A 24,488-nucleotide genomic window follows, 5' to 3' on the forward strand; every position below is an offset into this window, starting at 1 on the left:
CTATTCCTTTGCGTCGGTAACGACGTCGGATTTCCTAGCTGTCAGGGCATGCGGGTTGCGCGCATGAAACAGATCGAGGTCGGCCTCGATGCGGTCGAGCAGATTGTTGCGCACCATATCGTAGCCGAGTTCGATCGCCGCGGCGAAACCGTCCGAATCGGCGCCGCCGTGGCTTTTGACGACGATGCCGTTCAGCCCCAGGAACACGCCGCCGTTGGAGCGGCCGACATCCATCTTTTCGCGCAGGCGGTCGAAGGCGCCCTTGGCGAAGACATAGCCGATCTTGGCCATCAGGGTGCGGCTCATCGCGGCGCGCAGATAGCCAGCTATCTGACGCGCGGTGCCTTCCGCCGTCTTCAGCGCGATGTTGCCGGCGAAGCCTTCCGTCACCACGACGTCGACCGTGCCCTTGCCGATGTCGTCGCCTTCGACAAAGCCATGGTAGTTCATCGAGGCCATGTTGGCCTCGCGCAACATGCGTCCCGCTTCCTTGACCTCTTCCTGGCCCTTGATCTCTTCCACGCCGACATTGAGCAGGCCGACCGTGGGCCGGGCGACGCCGAATACGGAACGCGCCATGCCGGTGCCGAGAATGGCAAAATCGATGAGCTGGTGCGCGTCGGCGCCAATGGTGGCGCCCACGTCCAGAACCACACTCTCGCCACGCAATGTCGGCCACAATGCCGCAATCGCCGGACGTTCGATCGTGGCCATGGTGCGCAGGCAGAATTTCGACATCGCCATCAGCGCGCCGGTGTTGCCTGCGGAGATGCATGCATCCGCGGCGCCCGACTTGACCGCCTCGACCGCCTTCCACATCGACGACTTCCAGCGGCCATGGCGCAGCGCCTGGCTCGGTTTGTCGTCCATCCTGACCGCGATCTCGCAGTGGAAGAACTCGCTGACCTCGGCCAATTTGGGAAACTTGGCCAGTTCCGGGCGCACCAGTTCCTCACGTCCGTAGACGACGAAGCGGATGTCGGGACGGCGGGTCGCGACCGTCATGAGCGCTGGAATGACCACGGTTGGTCCGTGATCGCCGCCCATAGCATCGATGGAAATCCTGATCACGCGGTATTCATCTCACGGTTAGGCGGCAAGTCGTTTTAGCGATCGCAAAGGTTCGGCGAAAATAGCGGTTTTAGGCTGTCGCACAACCGACTTTTCCGTCGCGGGCGAGGTTTTCAGGATTTTCCCAGCAAGGATCGCAGTTTTTGCTGAAATTCATTCTCGGCCGATCCGGTGTCGTCACCGGCACCAAGCGACGCGCCTGGCTTGCGTGGATAGGGGTCGATCGCCAATCCGAAGAACTGTTCGGCAAGCGCCCCGACATCGATGATGTCGCCCGAAAATGTCTCGGGACTGTCGGGCCCGTCCGCGTCGAGCAGGATCTCGCCGCCGCCTTCGAATCCCTGCCGCCCGAGCTTGGAATCCTCGGGCAAGAGCAGCGCCTCGACCGGCTCATCGATATGCGCCTGGACGGGGTCGAGCGTGACGATGCAGGCCTGGGTTATGTCCGCCTCGACACGGCCGCTGACCTTGACGCCATTGCGCTTCCACGACGCTACGAGCAGTTCGGCGCGATAGGCTTCGACCGACAGCAGCCCGTGCGCCTCGGCGAGTGCCGCGCGCTGGGCAGCGTCAGCCTCGATCACCACGGGCAGCCCCGGCAGCCGGGCGACATTGGCGAAAAAGGATACCGGACTTTGCATATCGGCGTGTTTCATCGATCAGCCTCCGTTGGCTTCTGGAAATGCCACAGTGCCGGCAGCGATCGATTCGGTCGGCTGCGCGCTCAGTTGCCGGCTGGCGCCGGCGACATACCCGGCCAAACGCGATGCTTCCGGCCAGGCGTCGGCGTCGGGACGGACGTTACGGGCAAGTGCCGCGGTCAGACCGTCATGATCGTTTCGTTCCAGCGCATCATCATAGGCGGCGGTGCGGCCATAGAACATCTTCGCCAGTTTCTTCATGCGTTTTGGCACGCCGACATCGCCAATGCCCAGTTCCCGCAACGAATGATCGACGTCGAGGAAGAACTCGTCGATCAGCACCTGCGCGATCTCCTGTGCTACACCGTCCTCGCCGCGCATGCGGTGCTGGACCAGGAACATGTGCAGCGAAAGCATCTCGAAACGGCCAAGTGGCGTGTCCGGCACATTCCAGTGGGAATAAAAAACAGTCTGCCGCGCCGCCGCCACGATTTGTGCGTAAAGCGCCTCGGTGATGGCGCGGTTGGCGTGGCGTTCGCGGCCAAAAAGGCGCTGGAACATGGGGATGGTCTCCGGGGACCGTTTGTTGAATTGGCCTTGTTGCATCGGCAAGCAAGCTGGTTTACCGGTTTTGCGGCCCAGCGCAAGTTGCGGCGATGGAATGGAGAATTGTTGTTGCGCGCGCTGAATTTCAAGTCGACTTTCATTTCGAGGCCTGCCGGTGCGATCTCTTTGCTGGCTATCGTGGCGGCGCTGTCTGCCTGCCACACCAATAAGATGATCGGCGACCTCAATCCGAGCGAGACGTTCACGCAAGGCTATGTCCTCGATCAGCAGGCGATCGATTCGGTGCCGGTCGGTTCCAGCCGCGAGCAGGTGCTTCTGGCGCTCGGCACGCCGTCGACCACGGCGACTTTCGACAACGAGGCGTTTTACTATATCTCGCAGACGCGCAAGCGCTACGTCGCCTTCGACAAGCCGAGGCTGGTCGACCAGAAGGTGCTGGCGGTCTATTTCGGCCCGGACAGCCGCGTCACCCAGATCGCCAATTACGGCTTGAAGGACGGCAAGATTTTCGACTTCATTTCGCGCACCACACCGACCGGCGGCAAGGACCAGAACTTCCTCAGCCAGATCATCAACGGTGCCAGCAAGCTGGCGCCCGGCATTCCCGGCGGCGGCACCCCCTAATCCCCAGGATTCCTGCTTCCCTAGATCCTGCTTCCCCGACTTGGGGAACAGAAATGTCTCAGGCGACCGAAAACCCGCGAGGATCGCTCCTCGCGGGTTTTTGATTTTAAGTCCTGGTCTCAGCCGTGCGCGAGCACGGCCAGCAGCAGCAAGGCCACGATGTTGGTGATCTTGATCGCCGGGTTGACTGCCGGGCCGGCGGTGTCCTTGTAGGGATCGCCGACCGTATCGCCGGTCACCGAAGCCTTGTGCGCCTCGGAACCCTTCAGGTGCTTGGCGCCGTCCTTGTCGGTGAAACCGTCCTCGAACGACTTCTTGGCGTTGTCCCAGGCGCCACCGCCCGAGGTCATCGAAATCGCGACGAACAGGCCATTGACGATGACGCCGAGGAGCGAGGCGCCAAGCGCGGCAAAGGCGGACGCCTTCGACCCCGAGATCAGCAGCACGCCGAAATAGACGACGAGCGGCGCCAGCACCGGCAGCAGCGACGGGATGATCATCTCCCGGATTGCCGCCCTGGTCAGGAGGTCGACGGCACGCGCATAGTTCGGCTTCGAGGTGCCGGCCATGATGCCCGGATCCTCGCGGAACTGCTTACGCACTTCCTCGACGATGGCGCCCGCCGCGCGGCCGACGGCCGTCATGGCGATGCCGCCGAACAGGTAGGGTATGAGGCCGCCGAAGATCAGGCCGGCGACGACGTAAGGGTTGGAGAGATCGAACGAGATTTCGCCCATGCCCTGGAAGTAGGGATACTTGTCGCCATTGGCGGCAAAGAACTTCAGGTCGTTCGAATAGGCCGCGAACAGCACCAGCGCGCCGAGGCCGGCCGAACCGATGGCGTAACCCTTGGTCACCGCCTTGGTGGTGTTGCCGACCGCGTCGAGCGCGTCGGTGGAGTGACGCACTTCCTTGGGCAGGCCCGCCATCTCGGCGATGCCGCCGGCATTGTCGGTTACCGGGCCGAAGGCATCGAGCGCCACGATCATGCCGGCGAGGCCGAGCATGGTGGTGACGGCGATCGCCGTGCCGAACAAGCCGCCGAGCTGGTAGGTGGCGATGATGCCGCCGACGATGACGATTGCCGGAAGCGCCGTCGATTCCAGCGAGACCGCGAGGCCCTGGATGACGTTGGTGCCGTGGCCGGTTACCGACGCCTGGGCGATCGAGTTGACGGGGCGCTTGTTGGTGCCGGTGTAGTATTCGGTGATGACGACGATGAGACCGGTCACCACAAGGCCGATAAGGCCGCAGATGAACAGGTTCTTGCCGGTGATGGTGATGCCGGCGACGGTGCCGACCTCGCCCCAGCCTAGCGTGGCCGAAGTGGCGACGCCGAGGCCAACGACCGACAGCAGGCCGGTCACGATCAGGCCCTTGTAGAGCGCGCCCATGATCGAGCCGTTGGAGCCGAGCTTGACGAAGAAGGTGCCGACGATCGAGGTCAGGATGCAAGCGCCGCAGATGGCGAGCGGATACAGCATCGCCGCACCGAGGACGGCGGTGCCGCCGAAGAAGATGGCGGCGAGTACCATGGTGGCGACGACCGTCACCGCATAGGTTTCGAACAGGTCGGCGGCCATGCCGGCGCAGTCGCCGACATTGTCGCCGACATTGTCGGCGATGGTGGCCGGGTTGCGTGGATCATCCTCCGGAATACCGGCTTCGACCTTGCCGACCAGATCGCCGCCGACATCGGCCCCCTTGGTGAAAATGCCGCCGCCGAGGCGGGCGAAGATCGAGATCAGCGAAGCACCGAAGCCGAGCGAGACCAGCGAGTCGATGACGATGCGGTCGTTAGGCTGGAGACCGAGGAAATGAGTGAGGATGAGGTAGTAGATCGAAACGCCAAGCAGGGCCAGGCCGGCAACCAGCATGCCGGTGATGGCGCCCGACTTGAAGGCGATGTCGAGGCCGGCGGCGAGGCTGTTGGAAGCCGCTTGTGCGGTGCGCACATTGGCTCGCACCGAAACATGCATGCCGATGAAGCCGGCTGCGCCCGACAGAACGGCACCGATCAGGAAGCCGACGGCGGCGGTGATCGACAGCAGCCACCAGGCGAGCAGGAGCACGACCACGCCGACGATGGCGATGGTGCTGTACTGGCGCGCCAGATAGGCCTGCGCGCCTTCGCGAATGGCGGCGGAGATTTCCTGCATGCGTGCGTTGCCCTGGTCGGCCGCAAGGACCGAACGTGTCGCCCATATGGCGTAAAGGACAGAAAGCAAGCCGCAGGCGATGACGGCGGAAATTATGGTCATTGCCGGGTTTTCCTCGATTGTTGGCCCAAAAGAACCCCTCCCTGAGCCGTTGAGACAAAGACGGAATCCCGTGCATGGAATCCCCCTCTTCGCATCGGTGTATGCGAAACAGGGCTGCGAACGTCAAGATATTGTTCGGTTTTTGCCCGGCTTTCGCCGCATTGCTTCGTGCAAACCGATTAAATTCGGATCACAGCCCGTGCCCGACATAGAACGGCTTGCCGCCGCCCTGAAAGCGCTGGCGCTCGGTACCCAGCCACAACGCCACCTCATCGTCCGTCGGCGCGGTCAAATCAGGCGGAGTGCCCCTGAACACCACCGTCTTGTCAAACTTCGACGCCTTGAACAGCTTGGGAGTGGAGTGTTCGCCATGCATGCCGATGTAGCGGGCGTGACAGGCGAAGGTGGTAACCCGCACCGCGCCACGTTCGGCGCACGCTATCCAGCGGGCGGCATCTTGACTGGTGATCTCATTCTTCCAGCCGCGTCCGGAATAGAAAGCCTTGATCGCTTCGTGATCGCGCCTGGAATAGTCGCAATCGCCGACCAGTTCGAGATATTGCTTGCGAAAAGGCCGCTCGGCCAGCCAGGCGGATCGGGTGAGCGCGGCGCCCCAGTTCTCGTGCATCGGGATGAGGTCGTGTGCTCGGCGCCGCTGGCTGCGCCGGCCGGCCCAGAGATCGCCATAGGCCGCGACATAGGCGATGCGCTGGTCTTGCTCGGCGAGATCGAGGAGTTGCCCGACAACGCCGAGATAGTTGGGCGAAAGCAGCAGATCATCCTCGAGAAACAGCGCCTTCTCTGCCCGCGAATCCTCGAACAGGTAACGCTCGGCGCGCTCATAATTCAGCGCGATGCCGAGGTTTTCCGGCGCCTCGACTACCTCCCCCCACGGGATGATCCGGCGAAAGGCGGCAACGCACTGAGCAATCAGTTCGGCATTGCCCTTCTGGCGGCCGCTCCAGCGGTTCCAGCCGCCATCTTGAAACAGCACCACCCTGTCCCGCTCTGCGATCTGCGGGCGAAGGCTGTAGAGCACCTCGCGCAGATAGCCCGGCCTGTCGAACGACAAGATCGCAATCGGGAAGCCGACTGGCCGCGCCGGCCTTGCTTCACCGGAGCGCCAAAGCCTGCGACCGAGGCCTGCTAGCCAATCCATCTTCCTGCCTCTCCTGGTGCCGTTGAGCCTGTGCCTTGCGCCCACCTTGGTTGAACAAGCGTTGCGATTTTCAAGACAATGGCAAGGGCCTTGAGAAGGCGACCCCCTGGCGGCAATTCTCGACCACTTTGCCCTGCCAACGCGCGCTGACAGCTATTCCGCCTCACGCCCCATCCGGCGCGCCGCGTAGCGCTCGACCGCGGATAGTCCGTCATAGATCAGCACGGCAAGTGCCGCGACGATCAAACCGCCCTGCAAGATGAAGGCCAGATTGTTCGACAGCAGCCCAGCGATGATCACCTCGCCGAGCGTCCTGGCGGCCACCGTGGAGCCGATGGTGGCGGTGGCCAGGCTGATCACCACCGACAGCCTGATGCCGCCAAGGATGATCGGCGCGCTGAGCGGCAGTTCGACCTTGGTGAGCCTTTGCCAGCCGGTCATGCCCGCGCCGCGCGCCGCCTCGACGACATTGGCCGGCAGCGTCGTCAGTCCGGTGAGCGCGTTCTCGAAGATCGGCAGCAGGCCGTAGAGAAACAGCGCGATCAGCGTCGGCTTCTCGCCGAAGCCGACCGCCGGCACGGCGAGCGCCAGCACCGCCACCGGCGGAAAGGTCTGGCCGATATTGACCAGGCTGCGCGACAGCGGCAGGAATTCTGCGCCTGCGGGCCGGGTGACGAGGATGGCAAGCGCCACGGCGACGATGGTGGCCGCGACGGTCGCGATCAACACGGTACGCAGATGCAGCAGCGTCAGCGTCAGCAGGCTGCCTTGGTTGTAGATCGCGGGAGCGTTGTTTTCGGTCAGCGGCTTCAGCAACGGCTCGAACCAACCCGGGCTGGTGATGAAAGCAACAAGCAACACCACCAGCGCAAGCCTGAGCAACAGAGGCAGCCAGGCTTTCATGCCGGCCTCGCCGCCCGCTTGACCAGGCCATCCACGGTGACGCGGCCGATCGGCTTGCCGTCGGCGCCCTTCACCGGAAGCGCCGGCCTGCCGGACCAGAGAAGTTCCGCAAGCGCGTCACGCTGGCTGGCGTCGCCGGGGATCGCTTCGCCTTCGGCTCCGCCCTGCTCCACGGCGTCACGCACCCGACCGAGCGACAACAGCCTGAATGGCCTTTCACTGGCGCCGACCAACGTCTCGACAAAGGCGTTGGCCGGCTTCGCCAGGACCTCCGCCGGCCTTGCATATTGCACGAGTTTGCCGGCATCCATCACCGCGATCCTGTCGCCCATGTGCACGGCCTCCTCCATGTCATGGGTGACGAGGATGATGGTGGTGCCGAAGCGCTTCTGGATCGCCAGCAAATCCTCCTGCGCCTTGGTGCGGATGATCGGGTCGAGCGCGCCGAACGGCTCATCCATCAAAAGCACGTTGGGTTCGGCGGCAAGCGCGCGGGCCACGCCGACGCGCTGCTGCTGGCCGCCGGAGAGTTCGTGCGGGTAGCGCGGCCCGAATTCCAGGGGATCGAGCTGGTAGAGCGTCATCAGTTCATCGACGCGGGCCTTGATGCGACCTTTGTCCCAGCCAAGCAGCACCGGCACGGTGGCGATGTTCTGCGCCACGGTGCGATGCGGAAACAGGCCGTGGCCCTGGATGGCGTAGCCGATACTGCGGCGCAGTTCGTAACCGGGCACCGATCGATTGTCGGCGCCGTCGAGCTTGATGGTGCCTGATGTCGGTTCGACCAGCCGGTTGATCATGCGCAGCAGCGTCGTCTTGCCGGACCCCGAGGTGCCGACGATGACGGCGATGGTCCGTGGCTCGATGATCATCGAAACGTTGTCGACGACCGTCGTCGCGTCATAGCGCTTGGTGATGCCTTCGATCTCGATCATGCCGTTTCAACCCTGCGCTTGGTGGCGGTCATTTCGATCACCGCGTCGAGGATGATGGCGGCGGCGAAAGCCAGCGCCACGGTCGGCACGGCGCCGAGCAGCACCAGGTCCATCGCCGTCTGGCCGACGCCCTGGAACACGAACACGCCAAAACCACCACCGCCGATCAGCGCGGCGATGGTGGCAAGGCCGATGTTCTGCACCAGGACGATGCGGATGCCGGTGAGGATCACCGGAAAGGCCAGCGGAAACTCGACACCGAGCAGGCGCTCGCGGTCGGTCATGCCCATGCCCCGCGCCGCATCGTTGGCCGCACGCGGCACGCCGGCAAGGCCGACCACGGTGTTGGCCACCACCGGCAGCAGCGAATAGAGAAACAGCGCGACGAAGGCGGGTGCCGTGCCGATGCCCCTGATGCCGAGCGCGGCGGCTCCCGGCACATGGGTCGCGACCCAGCCGAGCGGCGCGATCAGCAGGCCGAACAGCGCGATCGAAGGAATGGTCTGGATGATGTTCAAGACGTTGAGAACGCCGGCCCGCAGGCTCTCGACGCGGTGGCACAGGATGCCGAGCGGCAAGCCGACGATCACGGCGGCAAGCAGCGAGCCGAGCGCCAGGGTCACATGTTTGGAGCCTTCGGCCCAAAAGCTGTCGGCGCGGTTGAAATACTCCTTGAGGATCGAGAGGCTGTCCCAGCGTCCCGAAATCAGCAGCAAGCCGATGGCCAGCGCCGCAACGACAAGCACGCCGACGCGCGCCCAAGGCGACAGGTTGAGCCGGGTCAATACGTCGGCGAGCAAAAGCGTGAAGGCGAAGATGAGAATCCAGAAGCCGGAAGCTGGCGAGACCCGGGCAAAGCTATTTCCGGCCGGAGTGAGGAACGTGCCGGCGACACCGATGAGCAGCGCAAGCGCGACAAGCGCGATCGCGCTGGCTGCAAGGCGCAAGATGAGCGGCGTCCTGAACAGGGCGACAAGGGCAGCGAGGACGAGGATAGCCAAAAGCAGCGGACCGGTCGTTACCGGCAGCGCTTCGAGGATCGAGCGTGCCTGGCCGGGAACGATGCGGTTGGCGCGGAAGGTGGCGAATGGTGCCGCGAAAGCCGCATAGGCAGCAATCACGGCGATGACCACGCCGAGCTTGTCGAAACGCGGGGTCATAAGGCGCGTTTGCGCGAGGCGCCCCCCTCTGTCCTGCCGGACATCTCCCCCTCAAGGGGGGAGATCGGATGTCGTGACGGCCTTCGCCGATCTTCGGCGCTGTAAAGAGAAGCGAGGCGCACAAACTGCCAATCTCCCCCCTTGAGGGGGAGATGTCCGGCAGGACAGAGGGGGGCGCCTCGCACTGACGTCACTTATCGACGCGTAGCTATTTCAAAAACCCGTTCTTCTTCAAAAAGTCCTCGGCGACGCCCTTGGCCGGCTCGCCGCCGACCTGCACGCGCCCATTGAGCTCCTGCAGCGTGACGAGGTCGAGCTTGGCGAAGACCGGCTTAAGCAGCGTCTCGATCTCCGGGTGCTCCTTCAGCACTGATTCGCGGATGATCGGCGCCGGCTGGTAGACCGGCTGCACGCCCTTGTCGTCGGTCAACACGACGAGGCCCGATGGCGCGATGCCGCCATCGGTGCCGTAGACCATGGCGGCGTTGGCGCCGCTGGTCTGGTTGGCGGCCGCGGCGATGGTCGCTGCCGTATCGCCACCCGAAAGGGTGATCAGCTGGTCCGGCTTCAGCGTGAAGCCATAAGTGGTCTGGAAGGCCGGCAGGGCTGCGGCCGAATTGACGAACTCGGCCGAGGCCGCCAGCACAATCTTGCCGCCGCCGGCGACATATTTGCCGAAATCGGACAGCGTGGCGAGCTTGTTGGTTTCGGCGACTTCCTTGCGCAGGGCGATCGCCCAGGTGTTGTTGGCCGGCGCCGGCGACAGCCAGACGATCTTGTTGGCGTCGTAGTCGAGCTTCTTGGCCGTCTCATAGGCCTTGGCCGCATCCTTCCAAACGGGGTCATCGGCCTTTTCGAAGAAGAAGGCCGCATTACCGGTGTATTCGGGATAGATGTCGATCTCGCCGGCGATGATCGCCTTGCGCACTACCGGCGTGCCGCCGAGTTGGATGCGGTCCGTGGTCTTGATGTTGTTGGCGTTGAGGACGAGCTGGATGATGTTGCCGAGCACGCCACCCTCGGTGTCGATCTTCGAGGAAACGACGACCTGAGCACTCGCGGAAACGGCTGACAGGCTCAGCGCGACAGCGGCGCCGACCAGATGCTTGATCGAAAACATTGTGAAATCCCTTGCTGTGAACCGGAATGCGGTGGGCGCATATGAGCATGGCTTCAACGGCCAGTCGGGGCATACGGTTTCATAAGAAAGGGGATCAGCGCAATATTTTTGTTCCAGACGCGCCGATTTCGGCGCGGCGGCAACAGCGGGCTGGCGATCGGCCGCCTTCCGGCGGATAATGCCCCGAGGGTGCGGGCGGCAAACACGGAGAGCGTGTCATGGCCATACACAAGGTCGGTTATCTCATCGGCAGCCTTGCCCGGGAATCCATCAACCGCAAGCTCGCGAAGGCGCTCGTTCAACTTGCCCCTCCAGAACTCGAAATGACGGAAATCGGCTTCAAGGATCTGCCGCTCTACAGCTACGACTATGACGCCAATTTCCCACCAGCCGCCCAAGCTTTCAAAAAGGCGATCGCCTCCGTTCAGGCCGTGCTGTTCGTCACCCCGGAGTATAACCGCTCGATCCCCGGCGGACTGAAGAACGCAATAGACTGGGCCAGTCGCCCCTACGGCAAGAATTCATTCGCGCGCAAACCGTCCGCCGTCATCGGAACATCACCGGGAGCCATCGCGACCGCCGTCGCCCAACAAAGCCTGCGCAGCGTTCTGGGTTTCTGCAACTCGCCGCAGATGAACGCGCCCGAAGCCTATATCCAGTTCACGCCGGGGCTGATCACGGATGAGGGCGAGGTGACGGTTGAATCCACCGAGGACTTCCTGCGCAACTATATGGCCGAGTTCCATATGTTCATCGCGCGGGTGCTTCAGGTCCTGCCGCCGGACGCATAATTTTCAAATCGGCGTCAAGCCGGTCGCAAGCTCGTTATCTTCAGCGCGCCGAGTGCCACGAAGCAGAGGGCGGCGACCGGAAAGATCATCCAGTTCAGCATCGTCCAGCCCCAGGCGTTGTAGACCATGCCCGACATCAGCGACGCGCAGGCGACGGAGCCGAACAGGACGAAGTCGTGGAAGCCCTGCACCTTGCCCTTTTCGGAAGGGTGGTAGCTGGCCGCCACCATGGCGGTGGCGCCGATGAAGGCGAAATTCCAGCCGAGGCCGAGCAGGATAAGCGCTGCCCAGAATTGCCACAGCGCCAGGCCCGACAGTGCAACGACGGCACAGCCGGTCAGCAACAGCAGGCCGATGGCGACAATGCGCTCGGCGCCGAAGCGATGGATCAGCGAGCCGGTGAAGAAGCTTGGCCCGAACATCGCCATGACATGCCAGGAGATGCCCAGCGTCGCATCGTCCTCGGACAGGCCGCAGCCGACCATGGCGAGCGGCGCGCCGGTCATGACGAAACTCATCAGCGCGTAGCTGCCGACGGCGCAGAAGAGCGCCGCGACAAAACGCGGCTTTGTGACGATTTCGGAAAGGGGTCTGGCATCGCCGTCGGCAACGTCCACCACCTTGCTCGCGGCCTTCGCCGGCAAGCGCAGGAACGACAGGATGATGGCGCCGGCCGCCGCCAGCGGCAGGATCGAGGCGAAAGAACCGGCAAACATGACAGGCGCGAACAATTCGCGGGTGAAGATGACGATCTGAGGTCCGAGAATGGCGGTGATGATGCCGCCGGCGAGCACGAAGGAGATGGCGCGCGCCTTGAACGCCGGCGGTGCGTTGTCGGCAGCGGCAAAACGGAACTGCTGGACGAAGGCGCCGCCGACGCCGATGACGAGCAATGCGAACGCGAACAGCCAGAAGCTGCCGTGGAACAATGCCAGGGTGGCGACCAGCCCGCCGAGCGCGGTGACGACGGTTCCGGTCATGAAGCCGCCCCGCTGGCCGAGCCATCGGATGATGGCCGCAGCCGGCAAGGCGCCGAGCGCCACGCCGAGATTGAAGCCAGTGATGGGCGCCGTCGCCAGGGATTTGTCGGCGCCGAGCAGATACTGCCCAGCCAGCGCGCCCATGGAGATGGCTATGGGAGCCGCCGAGCCGATGATCGCCTGCGAGGCGGCGAGGATCAGCGCGGTCCGCCGCGCCTCCTTGCCCGCCTCGACGGCGATGGCGGTCACGAAGCGTCCTTGCCGCGGCCCTCGCCACGCACACGGCGTGACACACGGTCGAGCACGGCGTTGACCAGCTTCGGCTCGTCTTCCTCGTAGAAGGCCTTGGCGATATCGACATATTCGGTGACGATCACCGCGACAGGCACGTCCTCGCGCTTCATCAGCTCATAGACGCCCGCGCGCAGAATGGCACGCAGCGTGGAATCGAGGCGCGACAGCGGCCAGTCGTCGGTCAGCGCCTGGCGGATGATCGGATCAATGGTCTTCTGGTTCTCGACAACGCCTGTCAGGATGGCGCGAAACCACTGCGCGTCCGCCTCGCGATAGAGCGCACCGTCGACTTCCTTGCCGAGGCGGAACGCCTCGTACTCGGCGGTGATCTCGAACACACCGCTGCCGGCAACATCCATCTGGTAGAGCGCCTGCACGGCAGCCAGACGGGCAGCACCGCGCTTGTTGGCGTGGCGCACCGCGGGCTGTCCTGGCGAAGCGGGTTCGCTCACGATCGCGCTCCCAACTGTTCCTTCAGCGCGATCATGGTCAGCGCCGCACGCGCGGCAAAGCCGCCCTTGTCGCCTTCCGAGCGCTTGGCCCGCGTCCACGCCTGTGCATCGTTCTCGGTGGTCAGGATGCCGTTGCCGATGCAGACCGAGTCCTGCACGGACAGGTCCATGAGCGCACGGCTGGATTCATTGGCGACGATGTCGAAATGATAGGTATCGCCACGGATAACGGTGCCGAGCGCGACAAAACCGTCATAGCCCGTCCCGCCTTCGGCCATGCCGTCGAGCGCGAAGGTGATCACCGCGGGAATTTCGAGCGAACCGGGAACAGTAACGACGTCGTAAGTCGCGCCCGCTTCATCGAGCGCGCTTGTCGCGCCGTCGAGCAGCGCGTCGGCAAGGTCGTCGTGAAAGCGCGCCTCGATGATAAGCAAGTGCGCCTTCGTCTTGGGACGGATGAACGCCTTGCCGTGTTGGGATGTGCCAGCCATAAATGTCTCCGGGGTCGCCGGTGACTTAGGCCGAAGCCGGTTTGATCGCAAGCGGAAGATTGCCCGTGGGCTAGTCGTCCTATCGATCCTCTCGCGTGTGCCACAGGCGCAGCAACAGAATCGTGGCGTTCGCTATCTCATAGCGAATCTCGTAGTTGCCGACCAAAATGCGGCGGACTTCGCGCGGCTCGAACTCTTCCAGCTTCTCCCCGATACGCGGATTCTCGATTAGCCGTGCTGGGGCGGCAACCAGCGACTGCACCGCACGGGCTGCCGCCTGATTGTTCACTGCTGCAAGAAAGTCATGAAGCCTGACCAGATCGGACAAAGCCTTACTGGTCCACTTCAGCTCCATCAACGTGGTACCGGCAGTGGCTTTTCAGTACCAAGACTCTCGGCCCATGCCTGAACGGCCTGGTGGTCTATAACCCGACCAGCGTCGACATCGGCCAGCGCTTCAAGCGTGAGCCGTCGACGTTCCTCCTCCAAATCGACCCAAGCGGAAAGGGCTTGTTTGACGATCCACCCGCGCGGACGCTCAAGTCGAGCAGCCAGTTGGTCCACTTTCTCCGCAAGCGGTAGCGGAACATGAGCGGTGATAACTTTTGTGTCCATTCAAGCCTCGCAATCAAGTTTAATCATAGCGATTAAAGTTGATTAAGTCGAGGTGAGATTGGGGCTGTGCCTACAGCCCCTCTTTCGCCGCCTCCGCCAGCCGCGCCGCGTAGCGGGCCATGGTGTCGATCTCAAGATTGACGCGGTCGCCGGCCTTGCGCTCGCCCCAGGTGGTGACGGTCAGCGAATGATGGATCAACAGCACGTCGAAGCGGGTGCCTTCGACCCTGTTGACGGTGAGCGAGGTGCCGTCGAGCGCGACGGAGCCTTTCGGCGCGATGAATTTCGCCAGATGGCGTGGCGCCTCCAGCGTAAAGCGCACCGCATCGCCCTCATCCCTGCGCTCGACAATCTCGGCGGTGCCGTCGACATGGCCCGAAACGATGTGGCCGCCGAGTTCGTCGCCGATCTTCAGCGCCCGCTCCAGATTGATCCTGGTGCCCGATTTCCAGCCCGCCGCCGTCGTCAGCCTGAGCGCCTCCTCCCAGGCCTCGACCTCGAACCAGCGCACATTCGAGCCGCTGTGGGGCAATGCCGTGACCGTCAGGCAGACGCCACCGCAGGAAATCGAGGCGCCGATGGCGATGGTCTCGGGATCATAGGCGGTGTCGATGCGCAGTCCCACCCCTTCCCGCAGCGGCTTGATGGCGGCCACGGTGCCGATATCGGTGACAATGCCGGTAAACATCGATCGCTATCCCTGAAAATCCCTGATCCATTCGGCGTAGCCGTCTTCGCCGAACCGCATCTCGCGCAGCTTGCGAAAATCTGCCGGGATATGGTCAGCGTCGACAGGCGATGCAATGCCGTCTTCGCCGATCGCTTCCGGTCCCTGGAACAGCACGATGCGGTCGACCAGCCCGTCGGCCAGGAAAGCGCTCGCCACCTTGGCACCGCCCTCGACCAGCACGCTTGCCATGCCGAGCGCCGCCAGATCCTCAAGCAGTTCCGGCAATGCGACGCCGCCCTCGTGCGTCTCCGTGCCGATGAAGCGTACGCCGGCGCGCTCGAGTGCCGCCCGGCGCTGCGGATCGGCCTCCAGGCAAGCCGCTACGAAAAGCGGTACGCGATCGACGCCCGACACCAGCTTCGAGCCTTCCGGCAACCTGATCTGACGGTCGAGCACGATGCGTGCGGGTGAACGGTTCTCCAGCCCGGGCAAACGCACCGTCAGTGCCGGATCATCTTCCAGCGCCGTGCCGATCCCGACCAGGATAGCGTCCGCCTCGGCGCGCATCAGGTAGACTTCGCGGCGCGCCATGTCGCCTGTTATCGCGACCTGGCCGGCGCCTTCCCTGCCGATCTTGCCGTCGCTGGAAAGCGCAAGCTTCAGAATAATTTCCGGGCGCTTTCTCAGAGAACGAATCAAGTAGCCCGCCATCTGTTCGGCAGCTTCGGTGGCCAGGATCTTTTCCACCACTTCGACACCGGCCTCGCGCAGGATGGCATAGCCCTTGCCGGAGACCCGCGGATCGGGATCGCTGGCAGCGCCCACGACACGCGCGATGCCGGCGTTGACCAGCGCGTTGGCGCAAGGCGGCGTGCGGCCGTGATGGGCGCAAGGCTCGAGCGTGACATAGGCGGTGGCGCCCCGCGCGAGTTCGCCGGCCTCGGCCAGCGCCTCGGTCTCGGCGTGCGGCCGACCGCCAATCGCGGTGACGCCGGTGCCGACGATCATCGGGCCTGAACCGTCGTCACGCACGATGATCGTGCCGACGGACGGATTGGTCGAGGTGCGACCGGCGTTCTTGCGCGACAGCCGCAAGGCCGCAGCCATGAAACGGCGGTCAAGGGCCGCTTGTTCGGCCTCGCTGCGTTGCGGTCCTGCCATCCTCAGCCGGCGTCCTCTTCGCTCTTTTCCTCGTCCCCCTTCAGCTCGCCGAGCAACTCGTGGAAATCCTTGGCCTCACGGAAATTGCGATAGACCGAGGCGAAGCGCACATAGGCGACATCGTCGAGCGACTTCAATGCATCCATGACCAGCCGGCCGACCTCGCCGGAAGCCACTTCCGTTTCGCCGGAGCTTTCGAGCTGGCGCACGATGCCGGTCACCGCGCGGTCGATGCGTTCGGGGTCGACATTGCGCTTGCGCACCGCGATCTCGACCGAGCGCAACAGCTTGTCGCGGTCGAAGGGTACTTTTCGCCCTGATTTCTTGACCACGACGAGGTCGCGCAACTGCACGCGCTCGAACGTGGTGAAACGGCCGCCGCAATCGGGGCAGACACGCCGCCGGCGGATCGCCGCGCCGTCCTCGGCGGGGCGCGAATCCTTCACCTGCGTATCTTCGGACTGGCAATAGGGACAGCGCATGGAGAGCCTTGGGTTCGCGAATCTGGTGAGGTGAAAGGATTAGAGCCTTTCCGGTGCGGATTGAAGCAGTTCCGTTTCTTCGACGGCCTGCCGCGCCTCAGAGATAGCGAGGCGCGAGGAAGATTGCCAGCGCGGCAAGCAGCCAGACGGCAATGCCCCTTTCCAGAGAATGTCCATCGTCCCCTGCCCGCCAAGCCGTTAAGGCGCAACGTCCTTGGTTGGGAAGCCGCAAGATGTGCCGAGATTGCGATAGGCCTTCGTGAAACCGTCCATCGGAATGCTGGCGACGGCCTGCTTGCCGAAGGTGACGTCGAGCGACGTGACTTTTCGCATGGCCCGCAGCAGCGCGAGACTTGTCTTGGCCTGGTTGTCGATCGTCCAGCTGGGACGGCCATTGACGGCATCGTTGGAGTAAACCGTCGCGGAAACCTTGACGCCGGGATCGCCGAAAATGGCCGCGATCTTCTTGTCGGTCGGCAGGGTCCGGTTGTCGATGGTGATCATGACGGCCGGATAAGCATCGGGCGGCAGCGCATCGCCTGTCGAGATCGACAATGTCAGCGTGCCCGAATTGCCACCCGCGTCGAAGAACGCCGTGGAGGCGGCGCAGGTCTTGTGCGCGTCCTGGCCGGTGTCGAGCGTATCGACCATGGTGGTCCAGCGGCCGAAAGTGCTGGTGGCTGGCATTTCCGGGGCGGGCTGCGTCTGCGCCAAAACAGGCCCGCAAGCAGCCAGCCAGCCGAAGGCGCCGAATGAGGCAAGACAAAAAATGCGCATCATCAATTCTCCAGTTCCATGCGTCACCCGATCAGGGGTGACGCACCGCCGGTGGATAAAAGATGACGCTTCGCGCCCGGTCAACCGAGATAGGATGGTCAACCGGGATAAGGATGGTCAACCGAGATAGGGATAGAGCGGGAACCGATCGGTCAATGCAACGACCTTGGCCTTGACCGCAGCCTCGACCGCGGCATTGCCTTCGTCGGAATTGGCGACCTTGAGCCCATCCAGCACCTCGGCGATCAGCTTGCCGATCTCACGGAATTCGGCCTGGCCGAAGCCGCGCGTGGTGCCGGCCGGCGTGCCCAGCCGTACGCCCGAAGTGACGAAGGGCTTTTCCGGGTCGAAGGGGATGCCGTTCTTGTTGCAGGTGATGTTGGCGCGACCAAGGGCCGCCTCGGCGCGCTTGCCGGTGGCGTTCTTGGGCCTGAGGTCGACCAGCATCAGGTGGTTGTCGGTGCCGCCGGAAACGATGTCCAGTCCAGTTTCCTTTAGGCTGGAGGCCAGCGCCTTGGCATTGGCGGCGACGCTTTCGGCATAGACCTTGAAGCTCGGCTTCAACGCTTCGCCGAAGGCCACCGCCTTGGCGGCGATGACATGCATCAGCGGGCCGCCCTGCAGGCCGGGGAACACCGCCGAGTTCATTTTCTTGGCGATATCCTCGTCATTGCACAGGATCATGCCGCCGCGCGGGCCGCGCAGCGATTTGTGCGTGGTGGTCGTCACTACATGGGCGTGCGGCAGGGGCGAGGGATGCACGCCGCCAGCGACGAGGCCCGCGATGTGTGCCATATCGACCATCAGATAGGCGCCGACCGCGTCCGCGATCTCGCGAAAGCGCTTCCAGTCCCAGATGCGCGAATAGGCTGTGCCGCCGGCCAGGATCAGCTTCGGCTTGGTCTCGTGCGCGGTCTTTTCGATGGCGTCCATGTCGAGCAGATGGTCTTCCTTGCGCACACCATAGGAGACGACCTTGAACCACTTGCCGCTCATGTTGACCGGCGAGCCGTGTGTGAGATGCCCGCCGGAATTGAGGTCGAGGCCCATGAAGGTGTCGCCGGGCTGCAGCAGCGCCAGGAACACCGCCTGGTTCATCTGACTGCCGGAATTCGGTTGGACGTTGGCGAAGTTGCAGCCGAACAGCTTTTTCGCGCGCTGGATGGCCAGTTCCTCGGCCACGTCGACGAACTGACAGCCGCCATAGTACCGTTTGCCCGGATAGCCCTCGGCATATTTGTTGGTCATGATCGACCCCTGCGCTTCGAGCACGGCGCGAGAGACGATGTTCTCCGAAGCGATCAGCTCGATCTCGTGGCGCTGGCGACCGAGTTCGTTGCGAATGGCGCCGAAGATCTCCGGATCGGCATCTTCCAAAGTGGTTTCGAAGAAGGATTCGAATTTGTTGGACGCCGCCGCTGCTGTTGCCATGGCCTGAGTTCCCCGGGGTTGAAAGGGTAAATTCTTGGATGCCGTCGTCCCAAACCACTGGACGGTTCTGGGCGACATGCATTGCGTTCGCCGGCCATTAACACAGTTGTTTTGGGCTCGCCACGTTTGCGGCGCGAAATTTGCTGGCCGGTTTGCGGCAAAGGTTCGACGCGGACCGCTATTTCCTGTTCCGCCGCTGCTTCAGCAAGGCCTCGGTCAAGGTGATTTCGGAAAACAGGGCGCGCATCGTGTGATCATTGATCTCTTGGCTGCGGAACATGGCGCGCAGCGCGGCGCGCTCGGCTTCGATGCCCGCTGCCCTGAGTTCCAGCTCCAGCCTGCCGGCTTCACGGGCCTCGGCACGGGCCTCGTCGGCTTCGTCGGAAGCCGCGATGCGTCGACGGTAACCTGCCACGATGCTGTCGGCGACGGCCAGCCGAGCCTCGACCGCCTCGCCCTCGCCTGCCTCGTTGGCGATGCTCTCGATCCTGGCGATCGCCGCATTGGCGGCGCCGACGCGCGCCCGGCGCTCCTCCGCCGCGGCCGGATCCTCGCCCGGCTCGACCAGTCCCCGCGCGATCCTGGGCAAGGCAAAGCTGGCAATTACGAGCGAGCAGATGATGACGCCGGCGGCGAGGAAGATCACGACATCGCGTGCCGGAAAGGGCGAGCCATCCTGCAAAGCCAGCGGCAATGACAGGATGCCCGCCAATGTGATGGCGCCGCGCACGCCGGCCACGGAGCCGGCGAGGCGGACGCGAAATCCAAACGGCTCGGCCTTGCGCTGGCCGAAACGCGCCGCGATCGCCTGGGCGATGTCGCCGACCCAGATCCACAGAAAGCGCAGCGCGATCAGGCAGAGCGTCAGGATCAGCACTGTCGCCATCGGCTCGATCAGCCAATGCCGGCTGGACAATTCCGGCGGGACCTTGCGGATGATGTCGGGAAGCTGCAGGCCGAGCAGAATGAAGAGAGCGCCATTGAAGACGAAAGTGAGCGTCGCCCACAGAGACAGGGTCTGCATGCGCGCCGACACGCCGAGGAAACGGAACATGCCGGTGACCCCGGTCAGCAGGCCGGCGGTCACCGCCGCCAGGACACCCGAGGCTCCGACATGCTCGGCGCCGAGATAGGCGACGAAAGGCAGCAGGATCATGACGAGAACCTGCGCCTCGGCCGGCACGCCACCGATGCGGTTGAGCAGTTGCAGCGCCCTGGCGGCGATGAACAGGGCCGCGACACCGGCCAGGATGCCGGCGGCGACGGCGTAGAGAAAGCTGAGCGAGGCTCCCGCGAAGGAGAAGCTGCCGGTCAATGCCGCCGCCACTGCAAAGCGGAACATGACCAGTCCCGACGCGTCGTTGAGCAGCGATTCGCCCTCCAATATGTGCATCAGCCGGGACGGGACCACATTCCTGTCGACGATCGAGGACACCGCCACGGCGTCGGTCGGCGACAGCACGGCGGCCAGCGCGAAAGCGACGACGAGCGGAATGCTCGGCACCAGCCAGTGCAAGGCATAGCCGAAGCCGACGATGGTGAAGAAGACGAGCCCGATGGCGAGATCGAGTATGGGTCCGCGCAAGGCGACGAGTTCGCGTTTGGGCGCCGCGAAGGCGTCGCCGAACAGAAGCGGCGGGATGAACACCAGCAGGAAAAGTTCGGGATCGATCTCGACATGCAGGCCCCTGGCGGGCCACGCCAGAGCCGCGCCGATGGCGATCTGCAGCACCGGCAGCGGCACCCGAACCAGCCGGACGAGCGCGCCGGACAGCGCCACGAAGACGAGCACGACGAGAATGAAAATGGCGACGTCCATGGCACGAATCCGGCTGTTTGCCGACCATCGCCAATCGCCGGAGCTTCGTCCAGCCGGTCAAAGGACTGGATCTGACGGCGTCCGCAACGAAAAAGCCGCCCTAGGGCGGCTTTTTTTGCAAAAATATCAGCTTGTTACAGCGAAGACGTGATCTGCAGCTCGCTGGCGCCGTCGAGCGCGTAGACGTCGTCGCGGAACTGGACGACGCCGGGTCCTGTCGACCAGGCCGAGAGATAGAGGAAATGCACCGGAACCGGGTTGGTGACCTGGATCGGCGTGTTCTGGCCGGTCTTGATCGCCGCCTCGAAATGCTGGCGATCCCAGCCGGGCGTGTCGCGCAGGATCCAGGTGACGAGGTCGCGCACGTTCTGAACGCGCACGCAGCCCGACGAATCGAAGCGCATCATCTTGCCGAACAGGCTCTGCTGCGGCGTGTCGTGCATGTAGACGCCGTCGGGGCTCGGGAAATTGATCTTGACCGACGCCATGGCGTTTTCCGAACCGGGATCCTGACGGAAACGGTACTTGGCGGCATCGTCGGTCGACCAGTCCACGTTCATCGGATCGACTTCGCTGCCATCGGGCGCGAACAGGCGGATATGGCTGTTCTTGAGATAGTCGGGATCCTTCCGCATCAGCGGAATGATGTCCTTGCGCACGATCGAGACCGGTGCGTTCCAGTACGGGTTGACGATGATCTCGTTGATCTTGGAATTGACGATCGGCGTCTGGCGATCGATCTTGCCGACGATCGCGGTGTGGCGAAGCACGACGCGGTCGTTCTCGACCGCTTCGACCTGCGCCGCCGGAATGTCGACCAGCACATAGCGGCTGCCCAACGTGCCGGCCTTCTCCTTCAGCCGCTGCAGGTTGGTCTGCAGCTGGCCGAGCCTGATCTGCGCCGAGACGTTCATCGCGGCGTAAGTGTACTTGCCCATCGAGCCGTCAGCCGGCAGGCCATGGCGCAACTGGAAGCGCTTGACCGCCGAGTCGACATAGGAATCGAAAGCCGTCGAAATGCCGGCGCTCTGCGACAGGTCGCCCGCAATCATCAGGCGCTTGCGCAGCGGCACCACATCCGGATCGTCGACGCCGAGCTCAAGCTTCTTGGTCGCGGGAACGTCCGTCCAGCCACCCTGCCCGACAATGTTCTGATACTGCGCGACCGCCTGCTCGGTGAAGGCGACGGTCTGCGGGCTGAAGATCGGCAGCGTCGAGGCCACCTTGCCGCCTTCGCTTGCGCGCGCGTCGAACTGATCATCCCAGTTGCCGCGCGCCGAGGATTTCAGGATATCCCCGATCACATCCTGCGCATTCGCACGACCGGCCACTACGGCGGCGGCGAGCGCGGAGGCTCCGGAAAGGAAAAGGCGGCGGCTGGTTCTCATGGACGTTCCAGACATTCTTGTAGCGTTCGATCACTTGCTGCGTCGATCATCGCGCGATCTCGCCCGCACTCTAAAATCGGCAATCTTAACAATTAGCCAACCATGGGCCGTATCACATTGGCGACAAAGCCAAGAGGCGCGATGCGGTTGCGGGTGGACGCATGGTCTTCACCACAGCATCACTGCCACTCTCGGTTCCATTGGAATATGGCGGCAACGTGGCCTTGGCCCGTAATTTGCTTTGGCCGGACGCAAGAAAGAAAAGACCGGTGCTTTTCGGCACCGGCCCTGACTGGAGGTCGCTGTCATGGCCACGCTTCTGCGGCGCGGCTCCGTTTCCCGGATGGTCTTACATCCGGTAGGCGATGGTGTCGTTCCAGAAGCGGTCGAGCCGCTGCAGGGCGCGGTTCATCTGCTTGAACTCGTCAGTGTTGATGCCGCCGACCTGTTCGATCGAGCCGACATGACGCTCATAGAGGCCGGCAACCACATCAGCCACTTCATTGCCCTTCGGCGTCAGCGAGACGCGGACCGAACGGCGGTCGATGCGCGAGCGCTGGTGGTTGATGAAGCCGAGATCGACCAGCTTCTTCAGATTGTAGGAGACGTTCGAGCCGAGATAGTAGCCACGCGAGCGCAGTTCGCCGGCGGTCAGCTCGGAATTGCCGATGTTGAAGAGCAGCAGCGCCTGGATGGCATTGATGTCGGAACGGCCGTTGCGGTCGAATTCGTCCTTGATGACATCGAGCAGACGGCGGTGCAGACGCTCGACCAGCTGCAGCGATTCCATGTACAGGGAACGGATAGCCTCGCGGCGATCGTCGGAAACGTTGGCGGTCTTCGCCGCCGGACGCGAATTGATCATTGTCTTTGCCTCTCGTTTGTCGCCCTGGTGATTTTTTGTTTTTCACCTTGATCGCGACACTATCGAATACTCATAAAATTCGACTTAAACGCTAGGGCTAACAAGAGCTTACCGGTAAGAGGTTTCGCAAGACGCTTAACGAACGGTCACCCGAGCAAGGATGATTAACCTAAAGATTTAGGCAACGATCGCCGGGGCGGATTCGAGCGATCGCCAACTCATCAATGCGTACATTGGCTTTACAGCATGTCGCGGCGAATAGGATTCGCCCGACCTGCTGTAAGCTTCTGATTTTATGCATGTCGTTATCCCGGAACCGAAAACACTTCCGGGCGACATGCACTAGTGCCGTGCCGGGCGTTTCTGCAGGTAGATGACGACGCGAAAGACGATGTAGAGCAGCGCCACGCAGGCATGCGAGACGATGATCAGGGGACGATGGCCGAAAAGCTCGGGAAAGCCGGCATACATGACGATCTCGGTGACCGCGCATATGAACCAGATCACCGGCCCCCAGGACGCCAGCATCCACAATCCCGCCGCAGCGAAGGGAAAGAACACGGCGAGCATCACCGCCGCCACCTGCCAATGCACCGGCATGAGGTCGAAGCGCCACAGCGAGCCCGGATAGAATCCGATCAGCTTGATCCAGTACAGGACGCCGAACATAAGGCAGTAGCCCGCGATGACGCGCTGGAACCAGGCGAAGATCACCTCCACCGTCGAGGGCTGCAGAACGACGCGTCTCGATGTCACCTCGCTCACAGCTCAAGCTCCCGATCGCCGAGCGGAGAAAAATAGGCCCCGACATCCGCCTCGCTGACCGCATCGATCTTAGGCGGCCGCCATTGCGGCTTCGAGCCCTTGTCGATGATGGCGGCGCGGATGCCTTCGTAGAAATCGTGGCCGGCCAGCATGCGGTTCAGGATGCGGAACTCCATTCTCATGCAGTCGTCCATCGACAATGTCAGCCCGGCGCTGATCTGGCGCCAGGCGACCCGAAGGCTGGTCGGAGAGCGCATGCGGATCGTCGCCAGCGTCCTGGCCGCGAATTCGTCCTTGCCCGCGCGATCCAGGCTGTCGATGAGATCCGGCAGCGACGGTTGGGCGAAATGGCGGGCGATCGCCTCCAGGATCGGCCTGTCGGTCTCCCGCTTGGCCGGAACAAAGAAACCGCGCAGCACCGATTCCGGATCGCCCGTCAGTACCAGCCGGTCGAGGACGCTTGCCTGGTCTTCGGCCTTGATGGTGTGGGTGGCCAGCCCCGACCACAGCGCATCGCCATGGCGGATGCGGTTTCCGGTCAGCGCCAGATACATGCCGAAGGAACCGCCAAGATCCGGCAGCAGATGACTGGCGCCGACATCAGGGAAAAAGCCGATGCCGACCTCCGGCATGGCGAACTGCGCATTCTCGGTCATCACCCGGTGCGAACCGTGGAAGGAAATGCCGACCCCGCCGCCCATGACGATGCCATCGATGAGCGCCACATAGGGTTTCTCGAAACGGGCGATATAGGCGTTGAGCCGATACTCGTCGGCGAAGAACTCGACCGGCGGCTTTCCGGCCCGGCCTGCTTCGTAGATGTGCAGGATATCGCCTCCGGCCGAAAACGCCCTGCCCTCCGCCTTGACGACAACGACATCCACACCGTCGTCGCGCTCCCAGGACCGCAGCGCCTTGTCCAGCGCCTTGACCATGCGATGGGTAACGGCATTGAGCGCCTGCGGCCGCGTCAGCGTGACGACGCCGGCCCTGCCCAACCTTTCGAAGCGAATTTCGTCGCCTCCACCAAAATCCATCGCCAGAGAATCCTTGTCCCCGCGCCTGC

At 63.4% G+C, this 24,488-nt stretch carries 26 protein-coding genes; 2 read left to right on the forward strand and 24 right to left on the reverse strand.

What is annotated here, in order from left to right:
* The 3 genes from plsX to FJ970_RS22210 all read right to left on the reverse strand — a co-directional run bounded on the left by plsX (position 1) and on the right by FJ970_RS22210 (position 2,273).
* Positions 1-1,071 (reverse strand): phosphate acyltransferase PlsX, encoded by a 1,071-nt coding sequence (plsX, locus tag FJ970_RS22200; protein WP_140755362.1) that lies wholly within the window; start codon positions 1,069-1,071, stop codon positions 1-3.
* 113 nt (positions 1,072-1,184) lie between these two features.
* Positions 1,185-1,727, reverse strand: a complete 543-nt coding sequence (locus tag FJ970_RS22205; protein WP_140755364.1) for a YceD family protein — start codon at positions 1,725-1,727, stop codon at positions 1,185-1,187.
* Between the two features lie 3 nt (positions 1,728-1,730).
* Complete coding sequence (locus tag FJ970_RS22210; RefSeq protein WP_140755366.1) at positions 1,731-2,273, reverse strand: ubiquinol-cytochrome C chaperone family protein; 543 nt, start codon at positions 2,271-2,273, stop codon at positions 1,731-1,733.
* A gap of 114 nt (positions 2,274-2,387) precedes the next feature.
* On the opposite strand from FJ970_RS22210, the gene FJ970_RS22215 reads away from it, so the two are divergent.
* On the forward strand, positions 2,388-2,903 hold the full coding sequence (locus FJ970_RS22215; protein WP_140755368.1) for an outer membrane protein assembly factor BamE: 516 nt from the start codon (positions 2,388-2,390) through the stop codon (positions 2,901-2,903).
* Positions 2,904-3,022: 119 nt separating this feature from the next.
* Here the strand turns inward: FJ970_RS22215 and FJ970_RS22220 are convergent, their stop codons facing one another.
* The 6 genes from FJ970_RS22220 to FJ970_RS22245 all read right to left on the reverse strand — a co-directional run bounded on the left by FJ970_RS22220 (position 3,023) and on the right by FJ970_RS22245 (position 10,441).
* Positions 3,023-5,164 (reverse strand): sodium-translocating pyrophosphatase, encoded by a 2,142-nt coding sequence (locus FJ970_RS22220; RefSeq protein ID WP_140755370.1) that lies wholly within the window; start codon positions 5,162-5,164, stop codon positions 3,023-3,025.
* A 190-nt stretch (positions 5,165-5,354) separates the two neighbouring features.
* Entirely contained in the window at positions 5,355-6,323 is a 969-nt protein-coding gene (locus tag FJ970_RS22225; protein ID WP_140755372.1) for a hypothetical protein, read from the reverse strand.
* Between the two features lie 153 nt (positions 6,324-6,476).
* Positions 6,477-7,226, reverse strand: a complete 750-nt coding sequence (locus FJ970_RS22230) for an ABC transporter permease (protein WP_140755374.1) — start codon at positions 7,224-7,226, stop codon at positions 6,477-6,479.
* Entirely contained in the window at positions 7,223-8,161 is a 939-nt protein-coding gene (locus tag FJ970_RS22235; RefSeq protein WP_140755376.1) for an ABC transporter ATP-binding protein, read from the reverse strand. The genes FJ970_RS22230 and FJ970_RS22235 overlap by 4 nt, the downstream gene beginning before the upstream one ends.
* On the reverse strand, positions 8,158-9,321 hold the full coding sequence (locus tag FJ970_RS22240; RefSeq protein ID WP_140755378.1) for an ABC transporter permease: 1,164 nt from the start codon (positions 9,319-9,321) through the stop codon (positions 8,158-8,160). The genes FJ970_RS22235 and FJ970_RS22240 overlap by 4 nt, the downstream gene beginning before the upstream one ends.
* A 208-nt stretch (positions 9,322-9,529) precedes the next feature.
* Complete coding sequence (locus tag FJ970_RS22245) at positions 9,530-10,441, reverse strand: ABC transporter substrate-binding protein (protein ID WP_140755380.1); 912 nt, start codon at positions 10,439-10,441, stop codon at positions 9,530-9,532.
* A gap of 218 nt (positions 10,442-10,659) precedes the next feature.
* Between FJ970_RS22245 and FJ970_RS22250 the strand changes: the two genes are divergently transcribed.
* Positions 10,660-11,232 carry an NADPH-dependent FMN reductase gene (locus FJ970_RS22250; RefSeq protein ID WP_140755382.1) on the forward strand — a complete coding sequence of 191 codons (573 nt, stop codon included), beginning with the start codon at positions 10,660-10,662 and terminating at the stop codon, positions 11,230-11,232.
* A gap of 14 nt (positions 11,233-11,246) precedes the next feature.
* Here the strand turns inward: FJ970_RS22250 and FJ970_RS22255 are convergent, their stop codons facing one another.
* The 15 genes from FJ970_RS22255 to FJ970_RS22325 form a co-directional block, all read right to left on the reverse strand.
* A complete protein-coding gene (locus FJ970_RS22255) occupies positions 11,247-12,461 on the reverse strand; it encodes an MFS transporter (protein ID WP_140755384.1) in 1,215 nt (404 codons plus the stop codon).
* Entirely contained in the window at positions 12,458-12,958 is a 501-nt protein-coding gene (gene nusB, locus FJ970_RS22260) for a transcription antitermination factor NusB (protein WP_015318243.1), read from the reverse strand. The genes FJ970_RS22255 and nusB overlap by 4 nt, the downstream gene beginning before the upstream one ends.
* Positions 12,955-13,449: a 6,7-dimethyl-8-ribityllumazine synthase gene (gene ribH / locus FJ970_RS22265; protein ID WP_140755386.1), complete on the reverse strand. Its 495-nt coding sequence runs from the start codon at positions 13,447-13,449 to the stop codon at positions 12,955-12,957. Before ribH ends, nusB begins: the two co-directional genes overlap by 4 nt.
* 79 nt (positions 13,450-13,528) lie before the next feature.
* Positions 13,529-13,804, reverse strand: coding sequence for a type II toxin-antitoxin system RelE/ParE family toxin (locus FJ970_RS22270; protein ID WP_140755388.1), 276 nt, complete (start codon positions 13,802-13,804; stop codon positions 13,529-13,531).
* Positions 13,804-14,064, reverse strand: coding sequence for a CopG family ribbon-helix-helix protein (locus FJ970_RS22275; RefSeq protein ID WP_140755390.1), 261 nt, complete (start codon positions 14,062-14,064; stop codon positions 13,804-13,806). Before FJ970_RS22275 ends, FJ970_RS22270 begins: the two co-directional genes overlap by 1 nt.
* A 70-nt stretch (positions 14,065-14,134) precedes the next feature.
* Positions 14,135-14,752, reverse strand: coding sequence for a riboflavin synthase (locus FJ970_RS22280; RefSeq protein WP_140755392.1), 618 nt, complete (start codon positions 14,750-14,752; stop codon positions 14,135-14,137).
* Positions 14,753-14,758: 6 nt separating this feature from the next.
* Positions 14,759-15,895 (reverse strand): bifunctional diaminohydroxyphosphoribosylaminopyrimidine deaminase/5-amino-6-(5-phosphoribosylamino)uracil reductase RibD, encoded by a 1,137-nt coding sequence (gene ribD, locus FJ970_RS22285; RefSeq protein WP_140755394.1) that lies wholly within the window; start codon positions 15,893-15,895, stop codon positions 14,759-14,761.
* A gap of 2 nt (positions 15,896-15,897) precedes the next feature.
* Positions 15,898-16,377 carry a transcriptional regulator NrdR gene (gene nrdR / locus FJ970_RS22290; RefSeq protein ID WP_015318247.1) on the reverse strand — a complete coding sequence of 160 codons (480 nt, stop codon included), beginning with the start codon at positions 16,375-16,377 and terminating at the stop codon, positions 15,898-15,900.
* Between the two features lie 198 nt (positions 16,378-16,575).
* Positions 16,576-17,154: a hypothetical protein gene (locus FJ970_RS22295; protein ID WP_181178296.1), complete on the reverse strand. Its 579-nt coding sequence runs from the start codon at positions 17,152-17,154 to the stop codon at positions 16,576-16,578.
* A gap of 117 nt (positions 17,155-17,271) precedes the next feature.
* Positions 17,272-18,585, reverse strand: coding sequence for a serine hydroxymethyltransferase (glyA, locus tag FJ970_RS22300; protein ID WP_140755398.1), 1,314 nt, complete (start codon positions 18,583-18,585; stop codon positions 17,272-17,274).
* Positions 18,586-18,763: 178 nt separating this feature from the next.
* Positions 18,764-20,404, reverse strand: coding sequence for a Na+/H+ antiporter (locus tag FJ970_RS22305; protein ID WP_140755400.1), 1,641 nt, complete (start codon positions 20,402-20,404; stop codon positions 18,764-18,766).
* A gap of 134 nt (positions 20,405-20,538) precedes the next feature.
* Positions 20,539-21,792, reverse strand: a complete 1,254-nt coding sequence (locus FJ970_RS22310; protein ID WP_140755403.1) for a L,D-transpeptidase family protein — start codon at positions 21,790-21,792, stop codon at positions 20,539-20,541.
* A 349-nt stretch (positions 21,793-22,141) separates the two neighbouring features.
* A complete protein-coding gene (gene ldtR / locus FJ970_RS22315) occupies positions 22,142-22,657 on the reverse strand; it encodes a transcriptional regulator LdtR (RefSeq protein WP_013896002.1) in 516 nt (171 codons plus the stop codon).
* A gap of 342 nt (positions 22,658-22,999) precedes the next feature.
* Positions 23,000-23,422: a DUF6163 family protein gene (locus FJ970_RS22320; protein WP_140755405.1), complete on the reverse strand. Its 423-nt coding sequence runs from the start codon at positions 23,420-23,422 to the stop codon at positions 23,000-23,002.
* Positions 23,419-24,459 (reverse strand): enoyl-CoA hydratase/isomerase family protein, encoded by a 1,041-nt coding sequence (locus tag FJ970_RS22325; RefSeq protein ID WP_140755407.1) that lies wholly within the window; start codon positions 24,457-24,459, stop codon positions 23,419-23,421. The genes FJ970_RS22320 and FJ970_RS22325 overlap by 4 nt, the downstream gene beginning before the upstream one ends.
* Between the last annotated feature and the right edge of the window lie 29 nt (positions 24,460-24,488).

This window comes from Mesorhizobium sp. B2-1-8 (assembly GCF_006442545.2).
GTDB lineage: Bacteria > Pseudomonadota > Alphaproteobacteria > Rhizobiales > Rhizobiaceae > Mesorhizobium.

Coding starts and splice junctions, on each gene's coding strand:
- FJ970_RS22205 (WP_140755364.1), bottom strand. CDS start 1,727: ATGAAACACGCCGATATGCAAAGTCCGGTATCCTTTTTCGCCAATGTC.
- FJ970_RS22210 (WP_140755366.1), bottom strand. CDS start 2,273: ATGTTCCAGCGCCTTTTTGGCCGCGAACGCCACGCCAACCGCGCCATC.
- FJ970_RS22220 (WP_140755370.1), bottom strand. CDS start 5,164: ATGACCATAATTTCCGCCGTCATCGCCTGCGGCTTGCTTTCTGTCCTT.
- FJ970_RS22225 (WP_140755372.1), bottom strand. CDS start 6,323: ATGGATTGGCTAGCAGGCCTCGGTCGCAGGCTTTGGCGCTCCGGTGAA.
- FJ970_RS22230 (WP_140755374.1), bottom strand. CDS start 7,226: ATGAAAGCCTGGCTGCCTCTGTTGCTCAGGCTTGCGCTGGTGGTGTTG.
- FJ970_RS22235 (WP_140755376.1), bottom strand. CDS start 8,161: ATGATCGAGATCGAAGGCATCACCAAGCGCTATGACGCGACGACGGTC.
- FJ970_RS22240 (WP_140755378.1), bottom strand. CDS start 9,321: ATGACCCCGCGTTTCGACAAGCTCGGCGTGGTCATCGCCGTGATTGCT.
- FJ970_RS22245 (WP_140755380.1), bottom strand. CDS start 10,441: ATGTTTTCGATCAAGCATCTGGTCGGCGCCGCTGTCGCGCTGAGCCTG.
- FJ970_RS22250 (WP_140755382.1), top strand. CDS start 10,660: ATGGCCATACACAAGGTCGGTTATCTCATCGGCAGCCTTGCCCGGGAA.
- ribH (WP_140755386.1), bottom strand. CDS start 13,449: ATGGCTGGCACATCCCAACACGGCAAGGCGTTCATCCGTCCCAAGACG.
- FJ970_RS22270 (WP_140755388.1), bottom strand. CDS start 13,804: ATGGAGCTGAAGTGGACCAGTAAGGCTTTGTCCGATCTGGTCAGGCTT.
- FJ970_RS22275 (WP_140755390.1), bottom strand. CDS start 14,064: ATGGACACAAAAGTTATCACCGCTCATGTTCCGCTACCGCTTGCGGAG.
- FJ970_RS22280 (WP_140755392.1), bottom strand. CDS start 14,752: ATGTTTACCGGCATTGTCACCGATATCGGCACCGTGGCCGCCATCAAG.
- ribD (WP_140755394.1), bottom strand. CDS start 15,895: ATGGCAGGACCGCAACGCAGCGAGGCCGAACAAGCGGCCCTTGACCGC.
- nrdR (WP_015318247.1), bottom strand. CDS start 16,377: ATGCGCTGTCCCTATTGCCAGTCCGAAGATACGCAGGTGAAGGATTCG.
- FJ970_RS22295 (WP_181178296.1), bottom strand. CDS start 17,154: ATGCGCATTTTTTGTCTTGCCTCATTCGGCGCCTTCGGCTGGCTGGCT.
- glyA (WP_140755398.1), bottom strand. CDS start 18,585: ATGGCAACAGCAGCGGCGGCGTCCAACAAATTCGAATCCTTCTTCGAA.
- FJ970_RS22305 (WP_140755400.1), bottom strand. CDS start 20,404: ATGGACGTCGCCATTTTCATTCTCGTCGTGCTCGTCTTCGTGGCGCTG.
- FJ970_RS22310 (WP_140755403.1), bottom strand. CDS start 21,792: ATGAGAACCAGCCGCCGCCTTTTCCTTTCCGGAGCCTCCGCGCTCGCC.
- ldtR (WP_013896002.1), bottom strand. CDS start 22,657: ATGATCAATTCGCGTCCGGCGGCGAAGACCGCCAACGTTTCCGACGAT.
- FJ970_RS22325 (WP_140755407.1), bottom strand. CDS start 24,459: ATGGATTTTGGTGGAGGCGACGAAATTCGCTTCGAAAGGTTGGGCAGG.